Origin of the sequence: Bariatricus massiliensis, assembly GCF_900086725.1 — a bacterium.
Taxonomy (GTDB): Bacteria; Bacillota; Clostridia; order Lachnospirales; family Lachnospiraceae; genus Allocoprococcus; species Allocoprococcus massiliensis.
Window position 1 is genome coordinate 769,977 of record NZ_LT574837.1, and the last position, 13,690, is coordinate 783,666.

The window sequence follows — 13,690 nt, forward strand, 5'->3', positions numbered from 1 at the left end:
ATACAAATTAGGGCATAGAAAAAATACTATGCCCTATTGGGGTTATTTTACAATCTTCCAGTTCCCATCTATTTCAGCCAGCACCAAATCAAACTGTGAAATCTGTGCCGCCTTTGTCCTCTGGTCGAGATATTTCACCGATAAGGACACCTTGACCTTATCTCCATCCATTGTAAACAGCGGATTGATTAGCTCGGAGTACAGATAATCAGTGTTTACAGGTTTCAGCGCATTGCCAGCCACATAGTAGGAAAGCTCCTTGTCCGTAGCCGCCGGATACAGCTTGAAGAATGTTTCCAAGAACTCCGTCACTTCCTCCGTGGTGGCAGCGCCCACCGTTCCGTCACTTTCCGCTGCCTTTGGCTCATAGCCGGATTTTGCTGGTATCCGGCTGATGGTCGGGTTCTTTGTGATTACCATGTTTCCGTCACCATCCACATGAACCACCACAGTATAAGCAGCAGTATTTCGTCTGGTCTGGTCGCCCTCTGTGATGGTCTGATCGACCGAATAGAGGACGGTATACTCGTCTGTGCCAGCCTGTTCCAAGTTCCAGATTTTCACCTCATTCACCGCAGAGCTGGTGGGAATGTCACTTCTCACCGTGTCCACATTCAAATCCTGCAAGCTCTTTGTTAGATACTGACTGATGGCTTTTGTCCTTGCTTCAATGGCTTCTTTGTTATTCACCCATGAATAATAGGCTTTTGCAAAGTCCTTGACAAAATTTTCAATCTTGTTGGTATCCACAATACGCTGCTCTATAACCTCTTTCTCATGGACGGTGTGCATATCAATGGCGGCGAAATTTTTATACACCCCGAAGCTGACGCTGGCAATCAGCACCAGCCACAGGGCAATCACGGATTTTTTGTGCGTACCTGCTTTCACAACACGCACTTTTTTAACCTTATTTGGTTTTGCTTCTTTTTCTTTCTTTTTAAACATCCTATCAATTCCTTTCTATTGTTTGATTCTTCCTGCTCCAATCAGATATTTTTCTAAATCAGAGCCAAGAATGTATGTGTAGCCGATGGGGTCGCCTGCATGATACATTCGGTTATTGCCTGCATATATCCCTACATGGGTCACATAATCGCTGGTGATATAGGTCGAGTGGAAGAATATTAAGTCACCAGCTTGTGCCTGTGAAAGTGGGATATGCTGCATGAAATTATACTGTGCCTGTGCGGTTCGGGGGATATAGAGTCCAGCTTTTGCATAGCACCATGAAGTCAAACCACTGCAATCAAAGCTGGTGTTTGGGTTGCTGCCAGCAAATACATACGGCCAGCCTTGATATTTGAGAGCTTCATTGAAAATTGCCTGTACCGTAGCGTTACTGAAATTGGGTACTGCCAGATATTGCGCCACCAGACGGACATAGAACATATTTCCGTACTTATACCGCCAGCCGCCATTTTCCTTGATGGAGATTTCATTTTTATAAGTTACCTTGACACCGCTGGATTTCTCCCTTGCAAAACCAGCCGCCAATTCAAAGGTATATTTCTTCCCGTGGCTTGCCACATAATCAACAAAACCGCCGCCATAGTTGTAGCTCTGGACGACGGTATTTATATCACTGCCATTCGTTTTTGCCAAAGCAAGCAGAGAAGCAAAATATTTACATCCCTGTTCAATGGACTGCTCTGTTCCTAAAGAGTTGGGCGGCAGACCTAACGATTCGCTGGACTGCATAACGTCCACCGCTGTGCCGCCGGACTCCACCTGCATGATGGCAAGCAGGTAATTCACATAGTCCTCAATCCCGTATTTCTTTGCATATTTCTCCACTGTTGGCTGGTGTTTCATGACCTCCGCTGACAGATTCATCCCCAAATAGTCAAAGCCGGAACTGCCGCCGCTTTCCTCGTCGTCCGCTGTGATGATAAACAAAAACAGCAGCAGGCTAATAATCACCGTGAAAATTCCACCAAGCAGTGCTAAATGCCGCAGCTTCATTTTTTCCGTCCTTTCTTCATGTTGTGGTTGGTGGATTTCTTCACAGTGTTACGCTGGATGTTCTGGCTCGTTTTCTGTGTATTGGTTTGTCGAGTGGTCTTAGTTCCGGCAGGAGCAGGCTCTTTTATCTGTGCCTTTGTTGGCTCTTTGACTGTCTGTGGACGTGCCCCCGACTCCCGTACCACTTGTGTGCGCTGTTCCTGTGGTTTTGCCGCTGGCTCGCTGCCTTTCGTGGTCGTCGGCTTCTCATAGCTTTCTCTGGATACCGCCGCCGGACGTTCCCTGCTGGTCGGCTCTGTCTTAGCGGCTGCACCTTTCGCAGCGGTCGCCTGTGGTGCTGTTACGCCGGATACAGGCGTTGTGGCTGGTCGCTCATGGACAGGGGCAGCACCTTTCGCCATTGATCCTGTAGGTTTTGCTCTTTCCATTGCCATACGTTTTTCTGCTATGGTCTGCCTGTGGCTGTCCTGTTTTGCCGCCCGTCCTTGCTGACGGGTGGTTTTTTCTTCCACCATGCCACGCTTGAAGTCGGACACGTTTTCCTTTGCCCGTTCTTTCACGGAATGAACGGCGTATCCAGCCTGTATCGGCATATCTTTCACCTGTTCTTTAACGGACTGTGCCCTGTCCTTGACTCTCTGCTTTGTATCCAGCACCGCACCCACCTTAGAGCCAGCACGCTTGCCAAAAGTAGCAGTATCCCCGGACTGCCCGGTATCATGATTGGTGCGGCTGCCTGTGGCGTGGTTCTGTCTGTCCGCAGATTTCCTTGTATCGGGTTTACGGCTGCCAGAAGCCACCGCAGCACCTACCGCACCGCCAGCCATGCCAGCGGCTAACGTCCTGCCGACACGACGCTCCATATGCCTTGCCCCACGGTTTAGGAGCATATAAGGTCGCCGGAAGATACGCCTGCCGACCTGCTGTGCGTCGCCGGACTGCAAACTGAACATTCCCATCAAATCGCCTAGCTTGAAGTAAATGCCTGCAAAGGTGACGATCTGCAAAAAGGCAATCATAAAGAATGGATAGCCTGCCGAGATGGAGTAGAACATGGTACTCACACTAAAAGCGGCGGTGATAATGAGGGTAATGCCTGCCCTCATCATGATAGTGTTGAACAGCTTTGTGATGGCTTTCTTTGCCATGCCCTCGTAAGAGGGTATCATGGACAGGATGAAGCTCACGGGCAGGAACATGGCGTAGATAATAAACAGCACTTGCGAGAAAATCATCATGCCCGTAAGCAGGAATACAAAAACGGAAATACCGATATTGAATAGGAACAGAAAGACCACCGTTCCCAAGCGGCTCATGGTCTTAGTGACGCTCATGTTTGGATTGTCCTTGTCCTCGATTTCTGCAATTACCGTATCCTCTCTGGTGTCGGTGTCCGGACTGGCAGAGAGCAGGCTTTCCACACGGTCTGCACCCAAGTCCTCCATATCGGAGCTGCCGTACTGCAATAACAGCCACGGCTGCTGTACTTGTATGGAAAACAGGCTGTCCCGTATCAAGTCCACACTGTCTTTCCCTTGACTATCGGAGTTTGGGAGGGTGATTTTCGTACCCAGTGACAGTGCCGCACTGCTGATGTCCGAAGAAAAATCATTGATTTTCGTGATGTAATTGGGAGCGTAGGCGATAAAAGACGCAGACAGGACGAATACCACAAGAAAATTGACGACTGCATGGACAGCCTTTGTGGTTTCCCTCTTGATAAGACCTGTGTACGCCACGTAGATACCCACCAGCAGTACAAGGATAAGCAGGAAACCCACATAAAACCCCTGTGTCGAGAAGCCACCTGCATTTACCCCGGCAAGGGTCTGGATGTTTGTTCCGATTGCGTTTGCGGTATCGGAGATAAAGTCCAGCTTGTAGGCTTCCTGCACCACGTACCCTGTGGCGTTGGAGATATACATACTCACTGTCCATACAAAGTTGGTGATAGCGTACAAGCCGTACTGGATACTCTTGCCGATACCGTCCAGCCAGTTCCAAGGCAGCCAATCCCATGAGCTGTCCACGTAGAAGTCAAGCTGGTAGTTTTCCAGCGGATACTTAGAATACTGGTTGGCAGCGTCCACCGTGTCGTCCACCAATCCGGCGGCATGAGCCACCGTACCTGTGATGGACAGGAAAACGAGGATACCCACAATGACTAAGAGGGTGATACCTGCATAGCGCAGTATTTTATGTTTACGCATAGGCTTCACCTCGTTTCTTCTGTCTTGATTGGCGGTCTGGTATCAAAGGCATGGAACAGGTCGGCAAAGACAGGGTGTATCTGGATAACGCCCACCCGACCGTAAAGGTCTTGAAACAGGCATTGTCCGTTCTCCAAATCCCGTAGCCGCTTCTGGTTGTTCTCGTCGTCTTTGTCCACACCAAAAAATTCAAGCGTGTTCTTGATCTCGCTGATGTCCGTGGATCGAAATGCAAATTTCAGACCGATATTGTTTTTCATCTTCTCGTCGTCCACGTCGCCGGAGTTCTGTGTCACGAAATAGACAGCGGCGTTCATGGAACGTCCGGCACGTATCAGCTTGTTGGACAGAGCCTTGCCCTGTGCCACCTGTAAGAACGTCCACGCTTCGTCTAAATCCACCATCTTAAAAATGCTCCGGTCGGAGTGGATATAGTCGAGAGCAAAGGTACTGATAACGATAAGCATAGCCACGGAGAGCAGCTCCATTGTGGTGTATTCCTCAAACTTTGTGTCACGGTCTGGCAGCACCAAATCAGCCACCTGTATAATGTTGAGCTGCTTATCTAAGCTGATGGACTGTTCCACCGTACCGTCGGAAAAGAGCAGATGGGAAAAGTCATAGTCCACCATGCTCTCGATATGCTCCGCTATGTTGTTGGAAACAAGAGTGTCCTCTTTCCGCAGCTCGTCAATGACGCACAAAAGACCTCGCCTTTTGCCCTGTGTGACAGAGCGGATTGCCTTTCTAAGCACGGGGAACTTGTCACCGTCACGGCTACTGATACCTGTTAAAAAGGTCAGGATGTCGATTGCTAGGCTTTCAGCGTCTTTTAAGTTCTTCATAATCACGTAAGGGTCAAGCAGTCCTTTGTTTTTCGCTTCACTGGTAAGGTTCACGATATTGATTTCCTGTGCAATCTCCGGCAGCGTTTCTTTCCAGTTCCCACGCTCGGATTTTGGGTCTACAATGACCGCACTGCCCCCGAACAGCACCGCATAGTAGACAATGAGGTTGTTGCAAAAGGACTTGCCGCCCCCAAGTGAGCCAAGGAATGCAGCCGCCAGCGCATTTGTGACCGAGCCTTTGACTCCCTGTGCCGCAAGGCTCGGTTTCAGATAGACGTTCCTGCCCGTATCAAGGTTGTAGCCGATATAGATACCGTCACTTTCTCCTAGCTGCTGGGTCGCACCAAAGCCAAGACCTGCCAGAAAATCACTTGTCACGTACTGGATATAATCGTTGATGTATCGCTTACTGGCTGGAATGAACTCCCCATGCAGACCAAGCATATCCCCGAACGGGCGCACCAGCTTCACATTGAGGTCGTCGTAAAAGTCCTTGACTTCATCACAGCGGCGTTTCAGCTCGTCCAAGCTGTCAGCCGCCACACGCACCACGTAGGACAGCTTATACATGGACTCTTTGGACTGGTCTAAGGTAGTTTCCAGCTCATTTACAGAGTCCAGAGCGTCCACCACGTTGTTGCTGGTTTCGTTGTTGGACTCCCAAGCGTGGTTGTCCAGGTCTTTCAGCTCTTTCTTCTTGTTCCTTACCGTCGTCAATGCTTTTTTGTTGGTGACGATTTCCACATTCATAGACGTGGACACGGGGAACGTGAATTGTTGCTGCTGGTAGTAAAATACCTCACTGGATGGGAAGTCCAGCTCGCCGACGATATTGTTGATGGTGAAGTAGGCGGCATAGGTCGTCTGTTCTTCACTGTCCATCTTTAAATACCGCTGGTTCTCCGTAATCTGGCAGCGTGTCGGACGGATAAGGTCAAACCGCTTCACCAGCGTTTCTTTTTTCAGTTTCTTTACCGGGAAGTCGTAGGCATAGTCCTCATAGGCAACGCCTGTTTTCCCGTAAATATGCTCGATTAGGTAGCCGAAGTCGTGCTTTTCCAAACGCCGGATTTTAAAGCGGCGGGAGATTTTGCTCTCCAAGAGCTTCTCCATCTTTTGGAAACGGGCGATTTCATCATTGCTCATAGACACAAAATCCCCCATGAGCTGATGGTTGACCTCGTAGAGAAAGTCGGCAAAGGTCATGGCAGCGGACTTTCCGGCGTGCTTCAAGCTGATTTCTTCCTCATTCACCAGCAGTTTGAAGCCAAGAAAAAAGCGGTAGTCAATCTGATTTTCCCCAATCATCTCAACCAACGCTTCGGTCTGTTCGTCTATCTTTGCACAAGCCACTTCACGGAGCCGGCCTGTGACCTCTTTTTTGGAGCGTTCCTGTGTCTGCCGGATACTGGACTCGGTGCTGATCTGCAAGGCGTGTATCTTCCCGTCACGGTTCTGTGCGATTAGCTGCCGGAAGTTGTCATGTACCATGTACTTTTCCTCCGGCGACAGGAACGAATAATTGTAGGGTATCAGCTCATAGTAAGCAAAGCACTCCCCGTCATGGTTGAACACCAGATTGTTTTCGATATATTTAATGGGGAACATACACATCACTCCTAACTGCCGTAATGGCTGTATTCAATAATTCGGTTTTCAGCTTCACCGCTTTTCCGGCGTAGGTCACTTTCGGGCGCAGCAGGTAGCTGAAACTGGATTTTAGGAAACCATAAGGCTTCTTTCCGTCAAAGGTTTTCTGGCTCATGAACCACGTCACCGCCACGGGGATACCAAAGTATTTGAGGAACGCCCCGTCAATCATGTTTAGGGGCGGCAGCTCTGCAAACACGATTACCGCAAAGAGGGATACCACGAACCACGCCATCTGTGTAAGTGTGATGGGGAACGGGAGCTGAAAGTCGTTGATTGCGTAAATGACCTTTTCCACGCTCCAAATGCTGGTATAGCTTCTTATTTTCTTCAATGTTTTGTACCATTCCTTTCTTCTAAAATGGAAACAGCAGCCTGCATTTCACAGACTGCTGCATAAAGCAGATGGATTTACCACCTGTTGTCATATATAAAATTAGCTGCCAGAATCACACGTTTGTGCAGGTCTGCCAGCTTGTTAATACGGACACTCAAAGACTCCGTATCTGGTTTCTATGAAGCATCCCTCCAAGTCAATGTCACGGGCAAAGGCTTCATAGTCTATGTAGTTACGCAATCGGTCGGGTATCTCGCCCAGAACGCCGCACTCGTCAATTAAGTGGTAGGCAACGTCCACCATGTTATCGCAAGGGTACTGAATAATGTCATCCTTATGGTCGTAGAGTTCCTCCACGCTGCAAAAATGGCAGAGCAGGTCGTCAATCACCTCATTCAGCGGATAGTCCAGTTCCTCCACCATCTCGCACAGGCGGTTGACTTCCTCAATGGGCGTGTACTCGTCGATTTCAAAGGGCAGCTCATAGTCATGGATGGCGTATTCTTCGTATCGGTCATTCAAGCCGATCTGCTCTGCCATCTCGTCGTAGTCCACAGGCGGCGTGAACCAGTCGCCTATAAGCTCGCCCTCGTTGTACTTGCCAAGGTTGGCAATATAGACACGCATTTCCTCCAAAGTCAGCCACCGCCTTACCGATAGCGGAACACACCGCTGGTCGTAAAGAGGTATTCGTCGCTTTGTTCCAGCTCATGACCGTAGGAAATAAAGTCTATGTGCTTCATAAGTTCCGGCGGCAGCTCCCCGAAGCGGTGTTCCTCCATGACAAGGTATTCTGCAAGAGAAGCCGAGTCCGGCACATCATAGTGGCGTATCTCGTCCTTGTGGTCGAAAAAGTCGCTGATGTTTTGAAACCACTTTGCCTGTATCTCGCTTAATTCATTGCCAAGGGGCGTGCCCTCGATTTCCTGCACCATGCGGCACAAGGCGTTGATTTCCCAAAGCGGCATATCTGGATTGAGGGAAAAGGGCAGCTCGTAGTCCTCAATTTCAAAATCTTCCTCTTTTTCCACGCCTAATTTTTCCTTGATTTCCTCAAAGGTCACAGGGCAGGTAAACCATGCGCCTTCATAACCGTCCTCGTCGTCATTGTAAGGCTTTGTGGTGTTGAGGATATATAATCTCATTTCATACATCTGTTATATCACGTCCTTTCATTTTACTTTAGTATTCCCAATAAACAGGATACTGATAAATGGGTAAGAAAAAAGCAGCAAACCTTTATGATTTACTGCTTGATACCTTACTTATTTCTTGAATTTAATTTTTGAATTTCAAAGGCTTTTCTTTGAATATCCGTTATTGATATTTGATGTTCATAAAATACCTTTTTATCTTCTTTAGTATTATAATACTTTTCGGCAGCACAACAGAGAAATTCGCATAGCTTTACAACATCTATACACACAGTTCTATGCTTGAACATTTTATCAACATTTAGTTGAGGTTCTTCCCACCATGTGCCGTAGCTTTCGCCACCATTCACAGATAAACTGAAATGATATATGTATTTAAACTGTTTATCTTCTTTTTCCCCAAATTCATCAATATCTGAATTTCCAGAATGAAGATATGCACAGCGTAATTGATAGCACATTTCGTCTGTAAAATAAGGATTTTTTGGATATTTACCATTCTGCTTAAATCCAGTATGGTCTGCATAATAGTGTCCAACCCATTCCTTAAACCATTTTTTATACTGCTGTCCTACAAGCCTGCTACCATTTTTTCTAATAAGTTCGGGATACTCAATTTGTCCACAAATATCTGGAAGTGTCAAAGCAAGTGCTAATGCAGGTAAGTAACATTCTTTTTCCAATGCTACACGAATGGCATTTATTTTTTCCAACACATTTATTCCACCTTTCACTTATCATTCCGCTTGTAGTATAACATTTGGTAACAAGAAGAACAATCAATATTGGTTTATGCCCCAATAATTTTATTAAACAGGTTTAAGAGTACGTCTTTTACGCCGCCAGCGTTGAACACCAGACCGACAGCGATTAAGGCAATCACCAGAAAGCCAATCAGCTTACTAAACTCACGCTTAAAGCCTAAGTAAATACCGATTACCACGATTGCCATAAGCACAAGGCTCTGTGCGTTACTCAAAAACCAGTTGTATAAATTCTGTCCAAAATTCATTTGTCATTGCTCCTTTCCATTTCTTCTAAGTGGGTATCTGCTTCTTTTCCCACTTGCAGGATACACATAAGCACCACACCCATTCCCATGCCTGCTGACACCAGCAGCAGGTCAAATAATAAATGCCACATTTTCCTATTCCTCCTTGTCTTTGACGGTCATTTCATCCACGGTGACGGATAGCTGCTGCAAGACCTTTTCCAGTCGGTCGGTGAGCTTCGCATTTTTCACCATATCTTTAATGACCGTCGTGTTATTCTGTTTATCCAGCTTTTCAGCTACCTGCAAGGTGGGGGCGACCTGCCTTGCCAGCCAGTTCAATGTACGCTGGAAGTCATACGGTTCTGGTTTGATCGTCAGTTTCAGCCGCCCACGATCCTCACCGATAAACCACGCCCAGCGGTCATTCGTCTGCCATTCACTTCGCCGTTTTTTTTCGTCCTTGTCGGCAAACCGCACATAGCGGTTGATGATTGAAAAAGCAGTGCGTTCAGCGTCATGGTAAGTCAGCAGGTCACGCACCGCATAATAGGCACGCTCATTTTTTAAGCGGATTTCAAAGCGGTTCTTAATGGGCGTTTCCTCAATGGGAATATCGTATTTCACATACTGCTCGTAATCTTTCTCGTATACGCAGAAATAGACTTCTGATTTCAGCGAGCCGATATAGAGCGTGTGCCCCATGCTGGACTTGTTTTCTTCGTGGCTCTGCACCAGCTCCCCAGAGCGGTAGGACTTGAAACTTCGGAACACGGAAATACATTCCTCATTCCTGCATTTTGCGGTCAGCTCTGGAATGTCCAGTATTCCTGCCATATCGTTGATGGCAAGGTCTATCCGCTTGCATACGCCGCCCTCGCAGAGAGCGTCCATAAAGAAGTCGTACCAGCTCCTATGCTGTGCCAGCAGAAAGTTTTCAAACTGGCGGCAGCCTTTTCCTTTCAGTTCCAGCAGCACCCCTTTTTCCTGTTCGGGGGATACTAACACAAAAATATCACCCATGTAGTAATGCTCTGGGTAGGAGTAAAAGCCAAAGTCCTCATGTATCATAAAATCCAGCTTCAATTTGAGGATGGCTTCGACCACGAATTTCACGTCCGTGGTGGGAAACCGTATCCTCACATAGTCAAACAGCATGGTAAGCGGCGTTTCTGGATTGTACCGTTCCAGAGCTTTCAGCAGGTTTTCCTTGATTTCGCTGCTGGGGGCAACACCGCCAGACTCTAACCTGTTAAGGTACTGACGGGTAATGCCAGCCGCCACCGCCAGCTTGTTTTGTGAAACACCATATGCCAGCCGCTTTTCCTTAAATTCCTTTATCCAGTCTGTATCATTCAGTAAAAATCCCTCCAATCTGAAAAAGTGTCAACTAAAAGCGTTCCAGTTGACACCCTTTGAAAGTGGAAAAAGTCCTTATATTTCAAGGACTTTCCCAACTTTTGTGACTGTTTCCTGTTGTATTTGTGCCCCTCTGTTAGATACCGAGGGGCGTATGGTTGTGGCGGCAAGCCGCCCCAACACAGCTAGTCCGTACCAGCGGCTTTCGCTCCGCACGCCGCCTGTCCGTCCTGCCTGTTCTGCATGAGCTGTCCAATCTCTCTTAGGAAGTCATGCCCTTTGGGTACAAGGGGAGTGTAAAACTCTGATATGACACTTATACCCACATCCACGTAGCCACGCCCTTTGATCTGTTTCAGAAAAAAGTCCTTGTCCACTTCTCCGAACATCATGGAGTATCCAAGCTCTGACATTCTTCCAAGTGCCACTCTGAAATTAAACTGGTCACGGATACCGTCACCCAAATATTTTGCGTCGGGTCGCTGGCAGGCGAGAATAAGAAAATATCCTGCCTGCCGACCAAGCATGACGATCTGTTTCAGCTTATTCAAGACCAAAGCGTTTTCCTTTGTCGTCAGCATTTCCATAAAAGCCACGTATTCATCAAAAATGAGGAAGTGGGGCGGCAGACCTAAATAGGCATAGTTTTCCCCTGTCTTGTAACCGTCCATGAGCTTCATGGTTTCGCTCCGTTCCATCATGCTATCATAAAAGCGGTCGATACAGTCTGTGATTTCCTCCTTTCGGTAGTAGACTCCGGGCATGACAGCGGACAGGTCGGCAAGGTCGGCGTTCTTAGGGTCAAGCATATACAGTTTGGCGTTGGTACGCAGGAGTGCTTCTATGATGGTAAGGATAAAGTAGGTCTTACCGCCGCCAGTGCCGCCAGCAATCAGCATATGAGGGAGCTTGTCATATTCCCAATACACATTTTTCATGAGCCGCAGGCTGCCACCTGCCGCCTGTACCTCGTCTATGGTGATACGGTTGGCAATGGTGTCATAGAGCAGCACATATTCCACAAAGCTGTCTTTCAGTTCTTTGGAAACCAGCTCACAGTACAAGCCTGTTTCCAGCTTCTTTTCCAAGTGCAGGAGCTGGTCTTGATATTTTCCCAAGGTGATTTCTGCCAGTATGTGAATAAGTCCGTTATCTAGGCGGTAATACACTTTGGGAAAGTGGGTGATCTTCTCCTTTGACCTGCTGGCTGGCAGGTCTTTGAAAAAGCCGCCATCCTGTGACTGCTCGGACTCATACCAGCCATTTTCCAGTATCATCCGTGACAGCTTTTGACGGTGACAGAGCTGCTTTATCCTGTCCGGCTGGTAGCGGGCGTACAGGATCGCAGCTAAGGCGCACACCATCACCGCTGCTATGAGAGATACTATCATGTACGGTGTGACCGTGAGCTTTATGCTGCCATTGTGAAATAGCGAAACCGTGTTCCAGTCCGTATGCAGCAGCGTATTGATATTTAAAAGCAGTACGACCGCAAGGAGCAGGCTCGCCAGCCGACCGCACAATGACCGCACCACCAGCGACCTGTCACTGGCTCGGATACGGTTGCCTTTATAGTGTTTGTAAAGTTGCATAAGTCCTCCTTTTCAACAGTGGTTATAGTCCTGTGTGTTATAGCGGCAGGTGTTCTTATCAAAATGCGGCTGCCGGATGGTTTCATAGACTCTGTTAGAAACCCGTCTTTGAAACAGCAGGCTGCCATCTTTGGGATAGTGGTGTCTGGCGTAACAGGGATAGGCGTTTAAAATCTGCCTTGCTTCTTTTGCCAGTGGGTAGATATAACGGAACATAAGTCCGTTGATCTTCTCTATCCCTTTGTACTCACAAAACGCATGGGTCAGCCAGTGCCGCTTCTTTACGCCATCCATACGGGCATTTTCTTCCAGTAGTATTCTGGCACTTCGGGGATGTATCTTTTCGCCCGTTTCCCGGTCACGGTATACGCTCGTCTTGAAGCTGCCAAGGTAGTAGAAGTTAGAAGCTTGATACACATAACCGCATTTTCCCTCAATGCCATCCGCAAGGGTGTATAGAAAAAGGCAGCCTGTGTTCACCCGTAGCCACTTTATCAAAGCGGAGAGGGCAAGGCTGCCAAAATACTGATTATGGTTCATTTCTGGTAGAAAGCACATTTTCCCGATTTCCAGATAATCGGATGTCACCAGCTCATGCTGTGGGAAAATCTTGCGGATGGTCTGTAAGGGTTGCGTGCCCCATCCAAGTTCCACAACCCCCGTTAATCGGTTTTCATGATAAATCCCCAAGAAGTAGACACAGAGCCGTGGTATCACTTTGGAATAGTGGTACTCCCGTATGAAAGCAACCGCCGTATCTTTGGGGATTTCCCGTATTGCTAAATGCTCAATAAATTTAATTCTCCTTTCTGCCCTTTGTCAAAATCCAATAAAGAGGCTTATTTTCCGTTGGGATTGTCCTTTCTCGGCTGCTGGTTATGGTTCTGTGGGTTGGCTGCTGGCTGACCGCCTTTATTCTTCAATATAATATCGTCGGCTTTGATGTACCAGTCAACGTCTGCCCCTTGAAACGTGGCGGTCGCCACCGTATCTGCCACAGGGTTGATGATCTCCACCTCGGCATTGTAGTCAAATTCCTTTAATGGCACAGAAGCAGGGATACTCACCTGTATCATGCGCCCCTGTCCTCTGGACTTTAAATCATAGGTGCGCTCCTTGATTTCCTCGGATACCGTACCATCTTCATTTTGGATGTGTACCTCACGTCTAAGGGCAGAGAATTTCAACACCCCGAATGTCTTTTCCTTGTCAATGATAATTCCGTTTGCTAATCTCATAATCTCATGACCTCCTTATGCTTTCACCATGTCGTCAGCGGACAGGATATAGTTGGTAAATCCACGGGTGCCGATTTTGTAACCGTCAGCCGTGATTTTCGGGTTGATAAGTTTTACCTTTTCCTCTACCTCGAAATTTTTCTCCCCGGCAGAAGCAGGCAGGACAACAATAATGTCGTCCGCTCTCTGTACGTCAGAGTACAGATTGAAACTTCGGGAAATGACCGTCATGCGCCCGTTTACCCGGCGCTGCTCGGTCTTGCCCTCTCCAGCATATTCCAAGTTTCCGAATGTCTTTTCCATGTTAGGGATTACGTGTTTTAATTCCATATGTGTTTACCTCTTT

General features: G+C 47.7%; 15 protein-coding genes. All 15 read right to left on the reverse strand.

Annotated elements, in window-relative coordinates; genetic code table 11:
• Window positions 1-42 precede the first annotated feature (42 nt).
• The 15 genes from BN6465_RS09830 to BN6465_RS09900 all read right to left on the reverse strand — a co-directional run bounded on the left by BN6465_RS09830 (window position 43) and on the right by BN6465_RS09900 (window position 13,674).
• On the reverse strand, window positions 43-948 hold the full coding sequence (locus BN6465_RS09830; protein WP_066734097.1) for a conjugal transfer protein: 906 nt from the start codon (window positions 946-948) through the stop codon (window positions 43-45).
• A 15-nt stretch (window positions 949-963) separates the two neighbouring features.
• Window positions 964-1,965: a bifunctional lytic transglycosylase/C40 family peptidase gene (locus BN6465_RS09835; RefSeq protein ID WP_066734098.1), complete on the reverse strand. Its 1,002-nt coding sequence runs from the start codon at window positions 1,963-1,965 to the stop codon at window positions 964-966.
• The gene (locus BN6465_RS09840) at window positions 1,962-4,175 is read right to left on the reverse strand and encodes a CD3337/EF1877 family mobilome membrane protein (protein WP_066734099.1); all 2,214 of its coding nucleotides are present in this window, start codon (window positions 4,173-4,175) and stop codon (window positions 1,962-1,964) included. The genes BN6465_RS09835 and BN6465_RS09840 overlap by 4 nt, the downstream gene beginning before the upstream one ends.
• A 5-nt stretch (window positions 4,176-4,180) precedes the next feature.
• Window positions 4,181-6,631, reverse strand: a complete 2,451-nt coding sequence (gene tcpF / locus BN6465_RS09845) for a conjugal transfer ATPase TcpF (protein WP_066734100.1) — start codon at window positions 6,629-6,631, stop codon at window positions 4,181-4,183.
• Window positions 6,618-7,007, reverse strand: a complete 390-nt coding sequence (locus BN6465_RS09850) for a conjugal transfer protein (RefSeq protein ID WP_066734102.1) — start codon at window positions 7,005-7,007, stop codon at window positions 6,618-6,620. Before BN6465_RS09850 ends, tcpF begins: the two co-directional genes overlap by 14 nt.
• A gap of 144 nt (window positions 7,008-7,151) precedes the next feature.
• Window positions 7,152-7,637 carry an antirestriction protein ArdA gene (locus tag BN6465_RS09855; protein ID WP_066734104.1) on the reverse strand — a complete coding sequence of 162 codons (486 nt, stop codon included), beginning with the start codon at window positions 7,635-7,637 and terminating at the stop codon, window positions 7,152-7,154.
• A 23-nt stretch (window positions 7,638-7,660) separates the two neighbouring features.
• On the reverse strand, window positions 7,661-8,164 hold the full coding sequence (locus BN6465_RS09860; protein ID WP_082891644.1) for an antirestriction protein ArdA: 504 nt from the start codon (window positions 8,162-8,164) through the stop codon (window positions 7,661-7,663).
• Window positions 8,165-8,271: 107 nt separating this feature from the next.
• Window positions 8,272-8,880, reverse strand: a complete 609-nt coding sequence (locus tag BN6465_RS09865; RefSeq protein ID WP_066734105.1) for a hypothetical protein — start codon at window positions 8,878-8,880, stop codon at window positions 8,272-8,274.
• Between the two features lie 74 nt (window positions 8,881-8,954).
• Window positions 8,955-9,176 carry a hypothetical protein gene (locus BN6465_RS09870; RefSeq protein ID WP_002592295.1) on the reverse strand — a complete coding sequence of 74 codons (222 nt, stop codon included), beginning with the start codon at window positions 9,174-9,176 and terminating at the stop codon, window positions 8,955-8,957.
• Window positions 9,173-9,307: a DUF3789 domain-containing protein gene (locus BN6465_RS09875; RefSeq protein ID WP_066734106.1), complete on the reverse strand. Its 135-nt coding sequence runs from the start codon at window positions 9,305-9,307 to the stop codon at window positions 9,173-9,175. Before BN6465_RS09875 ends, BN6465_RS09870 begins: the two co-directional genes overlap by 4 nt.
• Window positions 9,308-9,311: 4 nt before the next feature.
• On the reverse strand, window positions 9,312-10,529 hold the full coding sequence (gene mobT, locus BN6465_RS09880) for a MobT family relaxase (RefSeq protein WP_066734109.1): 1,218 nt from the start codon (window positions 10,527-10,529) through the stop codon (window positions 9,312-9,314).
• Window positions 10,530-10,699: 170 nt separating this feature from the next.
• Entirely contained in the window at window positions 10,700-12,106 is a 1,407-nt protein-coding gene (locus BN6465_RS09885; protein ID WP_066734111.1) for an FtsK/SpoIIIE domain-containing protein, read from the reverse strand.
• A 12-nt stretch (window positions 12,107-12,118) separates the two neighbouring features.
• The gene (locus BN6465_RS09890; protein WP_456297801.1) at window positions 12,119-12,907 is read right to left on the reverse strand and encodes a Mom family adenine methylcarbamoylation protein; all 789 of its coding nucleotides are present in this window, start codon (window positions 12,905-12,907) and stop codon (window positions 12,119-12,121) included.
• Between the two features lie 38 nt (window positions 12,908-12,945).
• Window positions 12,946-13,344 (reverse strand): YdcP family protein, encoded by a 399-nt coding sequence (locus BN6465_RS09895; RefSeq protein WP_066734117.1) that lies wholly within the window; start codon window positions 13,342-13,344, stop codon window positions 12,946-12,948.
• 15 nt (window positions 13,345-13,359) lie between these two features.
• A complete protein-coding gene (locus tag BN6465_RS09900; RefSeq protein WP_018597326.1) occupies window positions 13,360-13,674 on the reverse strand; it encodes a YdcP family protein in 315 nt (104 codons plus the stop codon).
• Window positions 13,675-13,690 lie beyond the last annotated feature (16 nt).

Excerpts from the sequence above, each read along its gene's own strand:
- BN6465_RS09870 (WP_002592295.1), bottom strand. The coding sequence starts at position 9,176 with ATGAATTTTGGACAGAATTTATACAACTGGTTTTTGAGTAACGCACAG.
- BN6465_RS09835 (WP_066734098.1), bottom strand. The coding sequence starts at position 1,965 with ATGAAGCTGCGGCATTTAGCACTGCTTGGTGGAATTTTCACGGTGATT.
- BN6465_RS09830 (WP_066734097.1), bottom strand. The coding sequence starts at position 948 with ATGTTTAAAAAGAAAGAAAAAGAAGCAAAACCAAATAAGGTTAAAAAA.
- BN6465_RS09875 (WP_066734106.1), bottom strand. The coding sequence starts at position 9,307 with ATGTGGCATTTATTATTTGACCTGCTGCTGGTGTCAGCAGGCATGGGA.
- BN6465_RS09895 (WP_066734117.1), bottom strand. The coding sequence starts at position 13,344 with ATGAGATTAGCAAACGGAATTATCATTGACAAGGAAAAGACATTCGGG.
- tcpF (WP_066734100.1), bottom strand. The coding sequence starts at position 6,631 with ATGTTCCCCATTAAATATATCGAAAACAATCTGGTGTTCAACCATGAC.
- BN6465_RS09900 (WP_018597326.1), bottom strand. The coding sequence starts at position 13,674 with ATGGAATTAAAACACGTAATCCCTAACATGGAAAAGACATTCGGAAAC.
- BN6465_RS09855 (WP_066734104.1), bottom strand. The coding sequence starts at position 7,637 with ATGCGTGTCTATATTGCCAACCTTGGCAAGTACAACGAGGGCGAGCTT.
- BN6465_RS09840 (WP_066734099.1), bottom strand. The coding sequence starts at position 4,175 with ATGCGTAAACATAAAATACTGCGCTATGCAGGTATCACCCTCTTAGTC.
- BN6465_RS09885 (WP_066734111.1), bottom strand. The coding sequence starts at position 12,106 with ATGCAACTTTACAAACACTATAAAGGCAACCGTATCCGAGCCAGTGAC.
- BN6465_RS09860 (WP_082891644.1), bottom strand. The coding sequence starts at position 8,164 with ATGTATGAAATGAGATTATATATCCTCAACACCACAAAGCCTTACAAT.